This is a genomic window from Parasutterella secunda (assembly GCF_024733725.1).
Taxonomy (GTDB): Bacteria; Pseudomonadota; Gammaproteobacteria; order Burkholderiales; family Burkholderiaceae_F; genus Aphodousia; species Aphodousia faecalis.
In genome coordinates, this window is the sequence record NZ_JANRHP010000007.1 from 23,893 (window position 1) to 39,674 (window position 15,782).

The window sequence follows — 15,782 nt, forward strand, 5'->3', positions numbered from 1 at the left end:
ATTATTTGATTGTCTTTAACCACATTTTGAGATCTTCTCTGAAGTGATCTCCATCAGGGAAAGATTCGCTTTTTTCAGCTCGCCATCCGTGGTTGCCGGTCGGATAGACATGTAAGGAAACTGGACGAGCATTCTCAACCATGGCGCGCGCATAAAGCATAGATCCGAGACTGCCGGCAAATTCGTCTTGCGCTGAAACGGCAAGGAAAGCCGGAGGAGTCGACAGACCGACATGCTTATAAGCAGAGTAAGTGGTGTCATATTGAACAGAACGATCCGGGCCGATCAGGTTATTTCGGCAGGAGCTCTTAGGTTGAGTTTCTTCCTGCATCATTGAAATATTGGGGTAGATGAGAACTGAAAAATCAGGGCAAGTATTGTCTTTGCAAGAAACACTGGACATGGCGGCCAAGTGACCACCGGCACTAGCTCCCATTACGCCGACAGTGTGAAGTTTGTATTTGTCAAAAAGACTGCGGACTGTAGCAACCGCTTTATTAGCGTCAGAAAGGGGAACTATAGGATTGCCTTTCGGAAGGCGGTATTTCAAAACAAACGTGGTAAAGCCTTCCGATTGAAAGAGGGGAACAAAACTTTCCTCAATGGTTGCCATTGACAAATTACTGTATCCGCCACCCGGCATCAAAATAACCGCTTTGCCATTCGGTTTTTGCGGTACGGAGACTTCTAGTCTGGCTTTCGTTACATTAAAAATATTTCCTTTAGCATCCGTTTTTTCTGCTTCCGTAATAGTACTTTTGTTAGGGGCTCCATTGGGCCACAATTCGATAATTTCTGCAGCCTGCGTAGAAACAGTTAATCCTGCACCCATGGCTAGAGTAAGAGCGAGAGCAAAAGTCTTAAGTTTCATTTTTATCTCCTATCGAGACATTGTTGGGATGAAGATTTTTTGATCAGTTTATTAGCAATTAAAATTACAATCTAATATTGAATTACTTCTATTTGATAAGTTTTTACTAATTAGAGGTTCGAGATGTCGGTTAATGTTTTAGAAATATTGTCTGCCATTGAAAACGAAGGAAATTTTCGAAAAGCCGCGGCTAGTCTTGGCGTTACTCAGCCATATTTATCTCAAGTTGTTCAGCGTCTTGAGAAAGAATGCAGAGGACTTATTGTCGATCGGCATCATAAGCCCTTCAGATTGACGGAATTGGGACAGTATTACTTGGACAGTCGTCGACGAATTCGAAACATTGAGCAGGAAACGGAGCAATTCTGTTCCGATCATGCCAATCTGAGGATCGGGAAGTTACGTATTGCAAGCAATGGCGAGCGAACAAATGCTATTCTTATTCCCGGAGTCAGTGCGTTTGCCAAGCAATACCCTGGTGTTTACATTGAGCTGACTCTTGAGCATCACCTTGAAGAAATTTCCAATCTCCTGCTATCAGGTATGGCAGAAGTCGGGGTACTTTTTCAATACTTGTTGAAAAAAGGATTAAATGCCTATCCGTTGTTTAAAGAACGTTATCTTTTTGCTGTACCCGATACACAATACTTCGCCGATGTCGGTGAACGATATAACTCTGAAGGATGTTATCCGCGTTTTCAGGACGCGAATTTTGACAAGCTATCAAAATTACCGCTTTTACAGACCGTTTTACACCATGAGAGAACCGCTCTTTTATCTAAAGTAGTTGGGCGAAATTTCCGCGAACTGAACATGGATGTCAGACAATTGGGAACTCGGTTGGAATTCGTAGCTTCTGGGATTTGCACGGCCGTTTGTCAAGAAACATTGGTTGGGCCCTATGAGGCAAGAAATAGATGCAGATTCTTGAGTATGGAAGGAGTTTTACCGATTCAAACAGTCGTCATTGCATGGAATGATCACGTCTACCAGAGTCATGCAAGTAAGATCTTTTGCAACATGGTCCGGGATAGCTTGAAGAATCAAAAAAGGTAATGGTCAGGGCGGTTTTGCTTAAGCAAAAGCTCTGAGGGTATCTAAAAATATTCAATTGGATTTCAAATAATCTAAGCATTTCCACGCAATACAGAGCTTCCCACGGCATTACAGGCGCGTTATTGTTATAAATCAAAAACCAACTTCCGCATTTACATTTGGGAGGTCAAGATGGACATTGCGTTTGAAAATGGTATATGGGTGCTAAACATCAACATGATTCAGAGTTTGGCTTTAGCAGTAGTGACCTATTACTTAGGTGTTTGGGTTAAAGCCAAGGTAGCGATTCTTGAGCGTTTGTCTATGCCCAGTCCGGTTGTGGGCGGCATGATTTTGGCCGTTATTCTTTCTGTTTTACAAGGCTGCGGCATTCTTCTAGTCCATTTTGATTCCACTTTGCAAACCCTATTGATGCTCGCTTTTTTCACAACAATTGGGATGATGGCCAGTGTCAAAGTGGTTAAACAAGGCGGAAAGCTTTTGGTGGGTTTCTTAATCGCCGTGTCTGTTTTGGCGGTTTTGCAAAACGTGCTGGGTATGTCACTTGCCAGCTTTATGGGGCTTGATAAACACTATGGGATTTTGACCGGTGCGGTTTCCATGATGGGTGGCTTGGGAACCTCGGCTGCTTTTGGCCCTTATTTTGAAGAAACGTACGGCATCACCGGTGGAACAGCCGTGGCTATCACATCGGCAACATTTGGTATGGCGGCCGCTTTGATTTTGGGCGGTCCCTTTGGTGAATGGCTGATCCGCAAATACAAAATCCACACGCCGCAACCTGTGGGTGAACCTGAACCGCCTTTACACCTGCCGTCCGATTTACAAGCTGATATTGTGGCTAAAGAAGCCGGTCAAAAACCGTCCTTTACCGATGAATTGATGAAAGCCGGCGGTATTGTGGCCATTTGCATGGCTCTGGGTGGAATCGTTTCAGACTTTTTAGGTCAGATTATTACGCTTCCCGCCTATATCGGTTCCATGATTGTGGCAGCGGTTGTTCGTAATGTGATCGATTGCACAAAGACGGTGCGAATTGACGGTGTTGGTCTTAATGCTGTCGCGGACATTAGTTTGGTGCTTTTTGTGACCATGGCAGTTAATAGCTTGAAATTAGCTGAATTGGTTAATTTGGCTATTCCGATGTTGGTGATTTTGCTCGCTCAAGCCGTCTTGGTGCTGGTTTTCTCATGGTTTTTCATCTTCTTACTTTTCGGCAAGAACTATGACACGGTGATGTTAAGTGTTGGCGGTGTCGGTTTTTCGATGGGTTCGACCGCAAACGGTTTGGCGGTTATGCAGGCCTTGTCTGAAAAATATGGTTCCAACGCCCGGGCTTGGCTCATAGTCAGTTTAGTCGGCGCGTTCTTGATTGACTTGATTAATGCGGTCATTATTACCTACATGGGAACACTCTAAAAAAATTTCGTAAGGGTCTTGATTTTTTGATAAGTGCTCTATACAATGCGTTTTCTCTTCGGGGGTATAGCTCAGTTGGTAGAGCACTTGCATGGCATGCAAGGGGTCAGCGGTTCGAATCCGCTTACCTCCACCACAGTTAGATAGCGTCTCCATCGTCTAGAGGCCTAGGACACGACCCTTTCACGGTCGGTACCGGGGTTCGAATCCCCGTGGGGACGCCACTTTTCCAATGAGCAACCTTCTGGGTTGCTTTTTTGTTGCCTAAAATTGCTTGGCAAACTGCCGCCACGGACTGGTGAGATCCGAGTTGCCGTTTTCAACAATCAATTTCAACACCTCTTGGTATAAAGGACTGTTTTTGTTTTCAGAGCGGCAGTACACATGGGCTCGTGCCACGGGGCGATGCCACTTTGGCATGACAGCAACAACCGATTGGTCTTGAAGTTGAGATCGCACCATGCCGAGGTTGAGATCAATGGCAATGCCAGCTCCCGCAAGGAGCATTTCTTTACAGGCCGTTGCATCACCGTAATTAATCTTTTGACAATGGCGTAATTTGAATTGTGTTTCCCCGTTTTCAATAAAGTCAGCGTAGTAGGGGCTGTAAGGGTAGCGCAGCAGAATAGGGCAATGAATTAAATCCTCTGGCGTCTCGGGCGAGCGATGTTTTTTCAAAAAAGAGCGGCTAGCCAATAAGAAGGTGTAAAAATCATCCACGAATGTCCCGTGCAATTCCGGTTGATCGGAAGAGTAAAAGCAAAAGGACAAATCGGTTTGTCGGTTTAAAAGAGCCTTTAGTCCGCGGTCAGCCAAAATTTCGAAATGAACCCCGGGATGCAACGATTCATAGTCAAGTAAGGCAGAAAGAATAGGCGTTCGGTCCATATTGACGGGCAGCGATATACGCAGCGTCCGACGAGCCTTGGGATCGTGATCTTTTCGTAGGTTTTGAGTTAAAGAAAGAAGCGCTTCATGGCTTTGTATTAATTGACTGACAGACGGCAGAATTTCTTTGGCTTCTTTTGTTAAAACAGCAGGGCGTGAGCGACGGTCAAGAAGAAAAATGCCGAGTTCGTCTTCCAGATTTGCCAACATTCGGGAAGCCAGAGGCGGATCAATCCAAAGCTTTTCTGCCGCCAGCTTAAGTGAGCCTAAATCAGCAATGCTGAGCAAAACCTTCCAGACTAAAAGGTTGTCAACTTTCATCATAATTTTCACATTAATTGTCTTTTTGACAATTATAATTTAAAGATCTGTCATTCTCTTTTGGCTTTCTTCTACCTACAATAATCGAAACGAAACTTACTAGGAGAAATGCGATGGAAGAATACGGCAGTGCAGATTTTCCGATGGTGCGATACGTACCGTATATGGGGGTGATTTGGACAGTTAACGAAGCCTCTAAATTAGGCTTTTATAATGGTCACCCTGACTGGTGCAACGTGGGGCAAGGTCAGCCGGAAGTGGGTACCATTGACGGTGCTCCTGATCGCATCGAAAGCTTAAAACTTCAGCCCAGCGATGCGGCCTATGGTCCTGTCGGTGGGACGCTTGAAGTCAGAGAAGCTATTGCCGATTGGGTTAACCGCACCTATCGCAAAGGCATGAGCCAATACACGGCTGAAAACGTGAGTTTTGCCTGCGGCGGCCGCCTGGCTTTAACGCGTCTTTACAGTATCTTCAAAGACGGCGCCCGAATTGCCTATAAAAATCCGGACTATACCGCTTATGAGGATTATCTTTATCCTCTTCGCCACAACTGTGAACTGATTGAGTTGCGTGCAGAAGAAAAAGATGGTTTTACCGTGCCGGTGGAGCGTTTTGAAAATTTTATGCATGACGTGCGTCCCAACGCTTTTGTTTTCTCCAATCCCTGCAACCCGACCGGGCAGGTGATTAAAGATGAAGCGATGGATCGCTATATCAACGCAGCCAGAAAAGAAAATTGTTTGTTGGGCGCAGACGAATTCTACGCGACCTTCTCTTATAACGAAGATGGGTCTCCCGCTGAAAAAGCTGTTTCTGCGTTACCCTATGTGAAGGACATTAATCGTGACCCGGTTATTGTTTTTGACGGTTTAACAAAAGGATTCCGTTATCCGGGTTGGCGCGCAGGCTGGGCAATTGGTCCGAAGTACTTGATCGAAATGATTAATCGCGCCGCTAGCGCTGTTGACGGTGGGCCGTCCACGATGGTTCAACGCGGGGTCATTGAAGAGTTGGCTGAGGGTCACGCTGAGGCAGAACTATTAGCCACGCGTAAGGAATTTGCAGTTAAGCGCAAGATGATGATGGAAGGCTTGGCGGAGTTGGGTATTCATACGCCTGCCAATCAGCCATTAGGCACTTTCTATCTGTGGGCAAGTATTGAAAATCTGCCGGGGAAATTATCTGACGCAGATTACTTCTTCCATGCTTGTTTGCAAAAGAAAGTCATCACAGTTCCGGGTCACTTCTTTGATGTAAGACCCTTCCGTGTACGTCCGACCAATGAACCCTATCGTCATTGGGTTCGCTTCTCCTACGGTCCTAATCGTCAGACGATTAAGACAGCGTTGGGAAGAATAGCGCAAGTCATTAAGGAACATCGATAAATAACAGGGCAGAGCGGGCAACAAGTTTGCCCGTTCTTTTTAAGTACGAAAATGGAGGCTCTATGGAACAGTCTTATCATGAACAACTCATTGAGCAAAGACGACATTTGCATCAGTATCCGGAAGTAGGATGGACGGAGTTTGAGACGACTTGGTTTATCACACAGCGGCTCCAAAAGTGGGGATATAAGGTTTATTTGGGACATCAAGTTATCGACAAAGACTCTATTCGAGGTCGAAATGAAAATTGGGTAAAGGAAGCTATAGACCGTGCGAAAGCCCATCAGGTGCCTGAAGATTTTTTATTGAAAACCGATGAACTGACCGGTTGTGTCGGTGTATTGGATACTGGGCGTGAGGGGCCGGTTATTGCCCTGAGGTTTGATATTGACGCTCTGCCTGTACAGGAAACGGACGCCCCCGAACATTTTCCCAATCAGATGGGTTTTAGATCAAAGCGAGACGGTTTTATGCATGCGTGTGGCCATGACTGCCACACTTCAATTGGATTGACTGTTGCCCGTTGGGTGGCGGATCATCAAGATCAATTGCGGGGCAAAATTAAGATTGTTTTCCAACCTGCAGAGGAAGGTTCTCGTGGAGCGAGAACCATTGCCGCTTCAGGTTTGGTTGATGATGCGGATTATTTTTTTGCCAGTCATATTGGCATGCAGGCCAAATATGGAGAAGTAATCTTGGATCCTTACGGCTTTCTTTGTGGGTCTAAGTTTGATGTGACATTCATAGGTCGGTCGGCCCATTTGGGAGCAGATCCGCATAAAGGACGCAATGCGTTAGCCGCAGCCTGTTCGGCTACGCTTCAGCTTTTAGGTATAGCTCGCCACGGAGAAGGAATGAGTCGCGTAAATGTGGGAACGATGCATGCTGGTCGGGCACGTAATGCAATTCCGGACTGCGCAAGTATAGAGATTGATGTGCGTGGCGAAACCATGGCAATTAACGATTACATGTGTGAGCAGGCTAGAAATATTTTTGAAGGGTGCGCGAAAAGCTATTCTGTTGGCTTGAAAGTGGTGGATCAGGGAACAGTTTGTGATCTGCAAAATGATCATGAATTGGTTGAGCTGTTGAAGCGTTGTGCTCAAAAAGTGCAGGCGATTAAAACGATCCGTACAAGGTCAGACTTTGGAGGTTCGGAAGACGCGGCGATTTTAGCCAGACACGTTCAGTCTAAAGGCGGAAAGTCAGCGTTTTTTGTGGTGGGGGCCAATCACCTGGCCGGGCATCACCAGCCGGAGTTTGACGTGAACGAAGAAGCGTTGGATGTCGGATTTGAAATGTATACGAATATTCTCAAGGAGATCTGTTTAATGTCCTAATTGGACTTTGACCGTGCAAGCAAAAAGACGGTCATCAAAATACAGCCAGCGCCTATTGCTTCGATAGGACCGAAGGTTGCTTCTAAGAGCAACACAGAGAGAATGACCGCGGAAAGCGGTTCAAAGCAGGTCAGCATCGAAGCAATGGGCGGAGCGATGAATTCCATGCTTTTGAGAAAACAACAAAAGGAAACAATGGTTCCGCACAGCACTATGTGCAGGTAACAAATAATGCCCATGGTGTTCCACAGTACATTGGTTTCAAGAGGATTGTTGTACAAACAAGCCGCCGCGCCACTAAAAGTCATGGCCCAGCCGATAACGGGGAAAACGGTGAGTTTTCTGACCACGCGTCCCGGTTGAATAGTTCCCACAGCTCCCAGCATGGCCGAGGCTAAGCCCCAGCCGACGCCGGCGATTGAAAAGTCCATTGTGTCCCAGTTGCCTTTGGTGATGATAAGAAGCACACCAATCAGCGCTAACAGCAGGCTAACCATTTCCAACACCTTAATTCGTCTGTGATGAACAATGGCCAAATAAGCGATGATAAATAGTGGAGAGGTGAGCACCATAATGGTGGCTGTTGCCGCATTGGAGCTGAAAATAGATAAGAAAAAAGTCGATTGTGAGCAAAGAAGCGCAAAACCATAGATAACAATGTCTTTGAGATTTTCCTTCTCAAAAACAGCTTTGATATGCTTGGTTCGATTCCAAAAGATATCAAGCAGCACCAAAAGAATGCCGGCACCCAACAAGCGAATGGATGTCAGATCCAAAACCGTAAAACGACATTCAGCCATCAGATACTGGGCCGCCACTCCCATGGAGCCCCAACAGATACCGGCCGTGGAGGCAAGGGCAATGCCTTTGATAGTTTTGATTTCCATTTAATAAGCTCAACAAACGATTTGTTCATTGTAAGCCTGTTGAAGCCATTGGCGAAAAATAGATTTCAGCCGCTTAGTCAGAAAGTTTCAAAGAAAGATAAGATCAATTAAAATCAAACCTGTTGTTTTAAAAGCGCTTTTTGTGATGAATTTTCGACAATTAGCGACAGTAGTGGCCCTTTTAGGCGCTCTGTCACAAAGTGCCCAAGCTTTTGATGTAAAGGTTGAGGGGATCTCGGGAGAGGTGCGCTCCAATGTTGACGCATTGCTGCAGCCGGTTAAAGAAAATAGCTTTACAGAAGTCAGACAAACATACCGCGCGCAGGTTGATCGAGCGATAAAGAGAGCATTGCAGGCGCTTGGCTTTTATCAAAGCATCATTCACTACACCTGGCAAGAGCCAAAAGGAAAGAAGCCCGCTGTATTGGTTGCGAAAATCCATTTAGGAAAGCCAGCCCGTATTGCTGCGACATCTTTGACAATCAGGGGAGAGGCCAAGGATGACGAAGTTTTCGAAGCCTTGAAAGAAAATCTCCCTAAAAAGGGGCGGCAACTGAATCACAGGGAATATGAAAGTTTTAAATCGTCAATTGAGCGCGCGGCGATTCGCCACGGCTACTTTGATGGGGAGTTTGTGAAAAGCGAACTGGGTGTGGATGCTATTGAGAATAAAGCGTACTGGACGTTTGATTACGATGCAAAGACTCGTTACCGTTTCGGTGATATTCGCTTTACCGGCAGTCAAATCAGAGAACCCATCTTGGTTAACTTGCTACCTTTTAAAAAAGGTGATCCATACACTTCAGACGATATTTCAGAGTTAAACAGACGCTTATCGGCAACAGGATGGTTTAATTCCGTCGTTGTTTCCCCCGATATTTTTTCGGGACGCGGCAGCCCCGACAAGTCTTTACCTGTTTATGCCAACGTGACACCGAAAAAAGAAAACGCCGTTGAAACCGGTTTGGGCTTTTCAACGGATGTGGGGCCCAGAGGATCGGTAACTTGGCGAAAGCCCTGGTTAAATGATTCTGGGCACAGTCTTGAAGCGTCAACTGAGCTTTCTTCTAAAGAGCAGTTGGCCGATGTGAGCTACAAGATTCCGCTTGAAAAAAGTGCGCTTGAGCACTATTGGGTGATACAGGGCGGTATCAAAAAAGAAGACTTAAACGACACGAAATCCGATTCAGCTTCAGCCATGATTTCCCGTCATTGGGCGCCCTATGAGGGATGGCAGCGGGATGTGCATTTGCGTTGGTCGATTGATGACTTCGATCAGGGTGAAATCAGTGACAAAACTATGTTGATTTACCCTGGTGTGACTTTTTCAAAAACAACAACACTTGGCGGTTTGATGCCGACTTGGGGACTGTCGCAGCGCTACACCATTGATTGGTCCAATACTACGTGGGGTTCTGATATTGATTTTGTGGTGTTAGAAGCGCAGCACGCTTTAATCAAAACGTTTGCTGATCGTCATCGCTTTGTTTTGCGCTCTCACCTCGGTTGGATTCAAACGGATGATTTCGAGCAGGTGCCGCCGGATTTACGGTTCTTTGCGGGCGGCGACAGAAGTGTTCGCGGTTATAAATATGAATCAATTTCGCCCGAGGACGAAAACGGCGACTTGACCGGTGCCGAGAAATTGGTGACGGCCAGCTTTGAATACCAATACCGAGTGACCGGCAATTGGTGGGGTGCGGTTTTCTTCGATATTGGTCAGGCGGTTAATAATTTCAATAATCAGGATTGGAAAAAAGGCGTGGGCGTTGGCGTGCGTTGGCAGTCTCCCTTGGGACCGATCAAGCTGGATATCGCAACCCCCGTGGGTGATCCTGATAAGCACGATGTGCAGTTTTATATCGGATTGGGGCCTGAACTATGAGAGCGGTTAAGATTATTGCATTGGTCCTATTGTGTGTGTTTGCCGTTCTTTGTGCAGCCATGGGATTTCTATTGGCGACGGCTCCCGGTCTTCACTTTTTGGTCAATCAGGCAAAAGATCATTTACCGCAACTGACTCAAGGGACCTTTAGCGGCAGCCTGTTAAGTTTGGATGCAAAAGAGGTTGTTTGGGAGCAACCCGGATTGCGCTTTAAGGGTGACTTCGGCTGGCATATAGACTTCAATAAACTGCTTTCCGGTGAAGCGGTTTTCCATGACTTCTACGTCCAAAATGTCCAAAGCACAGTGCAAAGCGCTCAGTTTTCATCAGCGGAAGAAAAAGTTTCAGAATCTGAAAAAAATAGAACAACGACACTTCAAACGGACCTTCAGACTCCGTTGCCCGTGCATATTCAAAGTATTGCATTTAAAGACATTGCGCTCGATATAGACGGACGGGCACTAAATTTGAAAGCCCTTCAATCTGCCTTTCACTGGACGGGCGACGGCATTGATGTCCCCACTATTGATCTGACAGGAACTTGGCAGAATTATCCCCTTACCGTTAAGGGGGCTGTCAGCACGCGACAAGGCGGAAAACTTTTGCATTTGTCAGATGTTGCCATGCACTTGGGTGATAACAAAGTCGATGTGAAAGGGGATATACGTTTTCATGCCGCTGTGCCCAACCTTGATTTAGCCCTGCATATTGATGCGGCGAATTTCTCTGAAATGGTTAAGGATGTCAAAGGACGCGCCAAGGGCAGACTGCAGGTCAGAGGCCCCGTTTTAATGCCTTTGATTAATGCCGATATGACGGTTCGGGATTTGTCAGCCCAGGGAGTCTCCGTCAATACGCTTCGTTTAACCGGCGCCATGAGCGCGGAAGAAAATGTTTCGGGCGGCGCTCGTTTGGCTGTAAACGGCATCGCTTTGCCGGGGCTTTTAGTAGACAGTTTTAATGCCAATCTCGCCGGCACCCAAAACGCTCACGAATTAAAAATCGACACGAAGTCTCGGCTTTTCCAATTAAAGGCTACTTTCTCCGGCGCATTAAACGATTCCATGGATGCTTGGAAAGGGGCGCTTAATGCTCTTACAGTGCAAACCGGTTACGGCCCTGTGTCTCTTCAGGCTCCAATGCCCGTGGCGTTTAACACCAACGGGCTGCTTCTTGATGTTGGTCAGTTCTGCTTGATTCACCCGCACGCTCTTGTTTGTTTGCGAAACGATTTGGCCCTGGATTTACTCAATAAGAACGCTTTTAATCTTAACGTAGCACTTGAGAAATTCAATTTAGGCTTTTTCAAGCGCTATATGCCCGGACAATTTGAGGCGTCAGGCATTGTGAAGGCGGATGCTGCACTGACGGTTCCTCAAGGATTTGAAGGTTTGCCGAGCGGAACGGTAACGGTAAGCGGTCAAACGCTTTCGACACGCTATATGCTCGAGCAAAGTGACTTTGTGATGGGTTTTGATTCCATTCGTTTGGGTTTGACCAGCAATGGTGAAAAAATTAACTCGAAGTGGATGGTGAAAATAACCCAAAACGGATCGCTTTCAGGTAACGTCGATATCATTGATCCGGTGAAGCGCCGGCACTTGGCCGGTGAAGTCAAAATCGAAAATCTCTCAGCTTCACTTTTTAATTCGCTGCTTTCTCCCGGTGAAACGGCTGAAGGAACGATTTACGGTGAGTTGAAATTAGCCGGCAGCCTTGCTGAACCACAGTTATTTGGTAAGACCGGCATCCGTCAATTGCGTGTTGACAGTACAAAGTTACCCTTTGAAATGCTTCCGAGTTCTTTTGAATTGGCTTTTGACGGCAATAAGAGCACGCTTTCGGGAGAGCTGAAAACGCCTAAAGGCGGTTTGACGCTGGAGGGTGATGCCGATTGGAAGACGTTGGCTCAAGGCCGCACGAGAATTGCCGCCAAGGGTGTGAAAATGCGTGTGACGATGCCCCCAGCGGTTGAATTTGACTTGACAACGGATGTGCAGTGTGAGGCAAGCGCTAAGAAAATTACTTTAAATGGTTTGATCGATTTGCCTTGGGCTCGTGTGAAGGTTTTTGAACTGCCGCCGTCGGCCACGGACGTGAGCGCCGATACCGTGCGCTTAGATCGTCCCAGACCAAAGTCGTCGGACAATGCTGAAGCCATTCCCATTGAAAGCAACCTATTTGTCAATATTGGCGATGATGTACGCGTTGAGGCCATGGGGCTGAAAGCCAAAATGACAGGCAGACTTCATGTTGTCCAAAATAATGGCAAGTTGGGTTTAACGGGTCAAATCAATGTTCCTCACGGACAATTTAAAGCCTATGGGCAAGATTTAATCGTCAGGCGCGGAGAATTCATGTTCGCGGGCTCTGCCGATAATCCATTGATTAATTTGGAAGCTATTCGTAATCCGGATAAGACGGCCGATGATGTGATCGCGGGAATCCGTGTGAGCGGACAAGCGGAGATGCCGGAAGTGACGATCTTTACCGAACCCGAAAAAAGTCAGACAGAATCCCTCAGCTACTTGATGCGTGGAGAAGGGCTGGATCCCGCAGGCGAAGATGATAACTCCATGATCACGTCGGCTCTGATTAATCTCGGTTTAAGCCAAGGCAGCCGCGCCATTGAAAGTTTGGGTGACGCGGTCGGCATCAGTGGTTTGGGTGTTGATACCGAAGGGGTTGGAGACAGCTCCAAAGTGGCGGTGAGCGGCTACATTTTGCCCGGTCTTAAAGTGAAGTACGCGGTGGGGCTTTTTGATTCATTGGCGACTTTGACGCTTCGCTATCGTGTGATCCCGAGACTTTATGTGGAGGCGGCCTCCGGCGTCGATCAAGCGTTGGATGTTTTGTACTCTTTTGAGTTCTAATTCGGGCAAAAATTCGGCAAAGATTGGCAGGACGGGCTGATCGTTCGTTGCTAAGCTTTTAGCAAAGCGATTTGTTTGAGGAGAGAAAGATGTGTCCCTTTATGGCTGAAGTTGATATTGATAAGGCTTATCGGTTGCTAAATGTCGGCGGCACAACGCTTGTGTCGGCAAGCTTTGACGGAGTCTCGGACATTATGCCTGCCACATGGGCTTGCGCATTGGATTTGGCGCCTACCAAAGCAACGGTGGTTATTGACAGCTCACACTTTACGCGTCCCTTGATGGAAAAAAGCGGCTATTTCTCACTTCAGTTGCCGACAGCGGCTATTGTGAAAGAAACAATGCGCCTGGGCGCGGTCAGTAAATTTGATATGCCGGATAAAGTTGAAAAAAGTGGAGCCAAGCTTTTTACGATGCCCGGATACGACATGCCGCTTGTTGAAGGGTGCGCCGCTTGGATGATCTTTAAGATTTTGTCCGAGCCTCACAATCAAAACCAATACGATCTTTTTATCGGTGAGTGTGTGGCGGCTTGGTCTGATACGCGAGTGTTTTCAAACGGCCACTGGCACTTTGAAACTGCTCCGGCTGAACTTAGGACACTTCACTACGTGGCTGGCGGTCACTTCTATACAATCGGCGAGCCGCTTGTGATTGAAGGCATCTTGCCCGAAGAGGATTAATGCCGGAGCTCACTTTATATGAGGCCTTGGCGGGGCTTTTTACCTCCGCCTTTGTCTCCGCAACATTATTTCCGGGCGCAAGCGAAGCTGTTTTGCTTGCGCTCGTTCACGCCTGGCCGGATGAAATCACGGTCGCTGTTGCCGTCGCAACGATTGGCAACACGTTGGGGTCCATGACAAGTTACATCATCGGTCGACTATTTCCTAGAAAAGTCTCTGGTAAAGCTATTGATTGGCTGACTCGTTGGGGCGTTTGGGCTCTTCTTTTCGCATGGCTTCCTCTAGTGGGGGATGCCTTGCCATTGGCGGCTGGTTGGCTTCGTATTTCCTGGTTGAAAAGCCTTTTATTTATTTTTATCGGCAAGGCTTCTCGTTACGCCGCCTTAGCCTTTGGATTTGCTCAACTTTTCTAACAAAATGGCATCGCAATAGACGCCCTGATGCGATATGATTCAGAAAGTTATTGTGGTCAGTAAAAATGAATAAAAACGGACCGCATGGATAAGGATTTACATGAGAATTTTGATTTCCAACGATGACGGTTATTCCGCTCCGGGTATCCGAGCTTTGGCAAAAGCCATGAGACGTTTCGGGTACGTGACGGTGGTGGCGCCGGAATTTAATCAAAGCGGTACGAGCAATGCGTTAACGCTGACGAGGCCTTTGCAGGTGCAGGAAGTGGAGCCGGGTGTTTTTGCTGTAAACGGTACGCCCAGTGATAGCGTGCACCTGGCACTTACTGGGCTTTTGGATGAATTGCCCGATTTGGTGCTCTCCGGCATTAATTGCGGTCAGAATATGGGTGAAGACACCATGTATTCCGGGACCGTGGCCGCGGCCATTGAAGGCTACCTTTTCGGAATTGATTCCATTGCTTTTTCTCAAATTGAGCGCGGTTGGGCGCACTTGGAGGATGCGGCGACAATGGCTCAAGGCATCGTTGAGCGTTTCCTGGAACGCAAAAAGGACGGCGAGCCGCAGCTTTTGAATGTCAACATTCCGAATTTGCCCTTGTCTCAATTGCAGGGAGTGGTGGCAACGCGTTTGGGAAGAAGACATCATGCTGAAAGCGTGATCAAAGAGGTCAGCCCCCGCGGTTTTCCGATTTATTGGGTTGGTGCGGCCGGCAAGCCAAAGGATCGAGCGGAAGGAACGGACTTTTGGGCTGTTGAGCACAATGCCGTTTCGGTGACCCCGTTGCAGGTGGATTTAACCAATTATTCCGCCGTTCGTTCAGTCGGTCAGTGGCTGACTGCTCGTGAAGAATGATTTAATTGGCGCTTCAATGCGCAAGTAGTTGAGGTTAGTGAATATGAAATTTCGTGCTTTGGTCGTAGCTATGATGGCAGGGGGCCTGTTGGCCGGTTGTGCTCTTCAGGATGTGGGCGCGCCGATTTATAGCCGCACAGGTTCAACAGGTATCGGAACAACGGGCGCTGTCAGCGTGACGGGCGACACCTATACGGTTCAACCCGGCGATACGCTCTATAGCATCGCCACTCGCAACGGTTGCAATCCGACCGAATTGGCCCAAGCCAATGGCATTATGGATCCTACGTTGTTGGCTCCCGGAACGGTGTTGCGCCTGACCTCAGCGCGCACGCAGCCTGTGACCGATCTGGCGGTTGAAGCTTCGATGCCGTCCACCTCTGAAGTGACGATCGGCGGTCAAACCACGACGGCTCAGCCCGTTGGCGACAGTGTGACCTTGACGGGCACGGCACCCACGGCCACGGGTTCTCAAAAGCTTTTGGGCAATACGCGTTTGTCGTGGCCTGTGGCTCGTGGACAAATTTTGCGTCAATTCAGTGACGAAAACAGCAAAGGTATTGAAATTGCCGGCAACATGGGAGACGATGTCCGCGCCGCTGCAGCCGGTCGAGTTCTCTACATCGGTGAGAACGTGAGCGGTTACGGTAAGTTGATTATCATCACGCACGGTCCCGGTGCTGTCACCGTGTACGGTCACAACAGTGAATTGCTCGTTAAGCGTGGTGATAACGTGACGAACGGTCAAGTCATCGCCAAGATGGGCAATAGCGACAGCGATAGCGTGAATCTGCTCTTTGAAGTGCGTCACAATGATCGCCCGGTCAATCCGGTCGAATACCTGCCGCAATAAATTATTTTCACAGGCAGCTTAATGCAAGCTGCCTTCTTTAACGTTAGCG

13 protein-coding genes and 2 tRNA genes are annotated in these 15,782 nt (G+C 47.6%); 12 read left to right on the top strand and 3 right to left on the bottom strand.

Translation table 11 applies throughout. The features are described 5' to 3' along the window. Position 1 precedes the first annotated feature (1 nt). Positions 2–871 (bottom strand): alpha/beta hydrolase, encoded by an 870-nt coding sequence (locus tag NW199_RS07310; RefSeq protein ID WP_258334125.1) that lies wholly within the window; start codon positions 869–871, stop codon positions 2–4. Positions 872–994: 123 nt separating this feature from the next. On the opposite strand from NW199_RS07310, the gene NW199_RS07315 reads away from it, so the two are divergent. The 4 genes from NW199_RS07315 (at position 995) to NW199_RS07330 (ending at position 3,570) form a co-directional block, all read left to right on the top strand. Continuing rightward, the gene (locus tag NW199_RS07315) at positions 995–1,927 is read left to right on the top strand and encodes a LysR family transcriptional regulator (protein ID WP_258334126.1); all 933 of its coding nucleotides are present in this window, start codon (positions 995–997) and stop codon (positions 1,925–1,927) included. Between the two features lie 171 nt (positions 1,928–2,098). Beyond that, positions 2,099–3,346 carry a sodium/glutamate symporter gene (locus NW199_RS07320; protein ID WP_258334127.1) on the top strand — a complete coding sequence of 416 codons (1,248 nt, stop codon included), beginning with the start codon at positions 2,099–2,101 and terminating at the stop codon, positions 3,344–3,346. Between the two features lie 60 nt (positions 3,347–3,406). Continuing rightward, positions 3,407–3,482 (top strand) — tRNA-Ala (locus NW199_RS07325). 12 nt (positions 3,483–3,494) lie between these two features. Further along, positions 3,495–3,570, top strand: a tRNA-Glu gene (locus NW199_RS07330). A gap of 40 nt (positions 3,571–3,610) precedes the next feature. Here the strand turns inward: NW199_RS07330 and NW199_RS07335 are convergent. Further along, positions 3,611–4,558: a LysR family transcriptional regulator gene (locus tag NW199_RS07335; RefSeq protein ID WP_258334128.1), complete on the bottom strand. Its 948-nt coding sequence runs from the start codon at positions 4,556–4,558 to the stop codon at positions 3,611–3,613. 110 nt (positions 4,559–4,668) lie between these two features. Between NW199_RS07335 and NW199_RS07340 the strand changes: the two genes are divergently transcribed. Next, positions 4,669–5,943, top strand: a complete 1,275-nt coding sequence (locus NW199_RS07340; protein ID WP_258334129.1) for a pyridoxal phosphate-dependent aminotransferase — start codon at positions 4,669–4,671, stop codon at positions 5,941–5,943. 62 nt (positions 5,944–6,005) lie between these two features. Then, on the top strand, positions 6,006–7,283 hold the full coding sequence (locus tag NW199_RS07345; protein WP_258334130.1) for an amidohydrolase: 1,278 nt from the start codon (positions 6,006–6,008) through the stop codon (positions 7,281–7,283). Here the strand turns inward: NW199_RS07345 and NW199_RS07350 are convergent. Beyond that, the gene (locus NW199_RS07350; RefSeq protein WP_258334131.1) at positions 7,280–8,170 is read right to left on the bottom strand and encodes a DMT family transporter; all 891 of its coding nucleotides are present in this window, start codon (positions 8,168–8,170) and stop codon (positions 7,280–7,282) included. The genes NW199_RS07345 and NW199_RS07350 overlap by 4 nt on opposite strands. A 145-nt stretch (positions 8,171–8,315) precedes the next feature. Here NW199_RS07350 and tamA point away from each other — a divergent pair, with 145 nt between their 5' ends. From tamA to NW199_RS07380, 6 genes are all read left to right on the top strand, one after another. After that, positions 8,316–10,055, top strand: coding sequence for an autotransporter assembly complex protein TamA (tamA, locus tag NW199_RS07355; protein WP_258334132.1), 1,740 nt, complete (start codon positions 8,316–8,318; stop codon positions 10,053–10,055). Next, on the top strand, positions 10,052–12,928 hold the full coding sequence (gene tamB, locus NW199_RS07360) for an autotransporter assembly complex protein TamB (protein WP_258334133.1): 2,877 nt from the start codon (positions 10,052–10,054) through the stop codon (positions 12,926–12,928). Before tamA ends, tamB begins: the two co-directional genes overlap by 4 nt. 89 nt (positions 12,929–13,017) lie before the next feature. Beyond that, entirely contained in the window at positions 13,018–13,611 is a 594-nt protein-coding gene (locus NW199_RS07365; protein ID WP_258334134.1) for a flavin reductase family protein, read from the top strand. Then, a complete protein-coding gene (locus NW199_RS07370) occupies positions 13,611–14,024 on the top strand; it encodes a YqaA family protein (protein ID WP_258334135.1) in 414 nt (137 codons plus the stop codon). The genes NW199_RS07365 and NW199_RS07370 overlap by 1 nt, the downstream gene beginning before the upstream one ends. Before the next feature lie 100 nt (positions 14,025–14,124). After that, a complete protein-coding gene (gene surE / locus NW199_RS07375; protein ID WP_249092515.1) occupies positions 14,125–14,880 on the top strand; it encodes a 5'/3'-nucleotidase SurE in 756 nt (251 codons plus the stop codon). A 43-nt stretch (positions 14,881–14,923) separates the two neighbouring features. Continuing rightward, positions 14,924–15,733: a peptidoglycan DD-metalloendopeptidase family protein gene (locus NW199_RS07380; protein ID WP_258334136.1), complete on the top strand. Its 810-nt coding sequence runs from the start codon at positions 14,924–14,926 to the stop codon at positions 15,731–15,733. Positions 15,734–15,782: the final 49 nt, after the last annotated feature.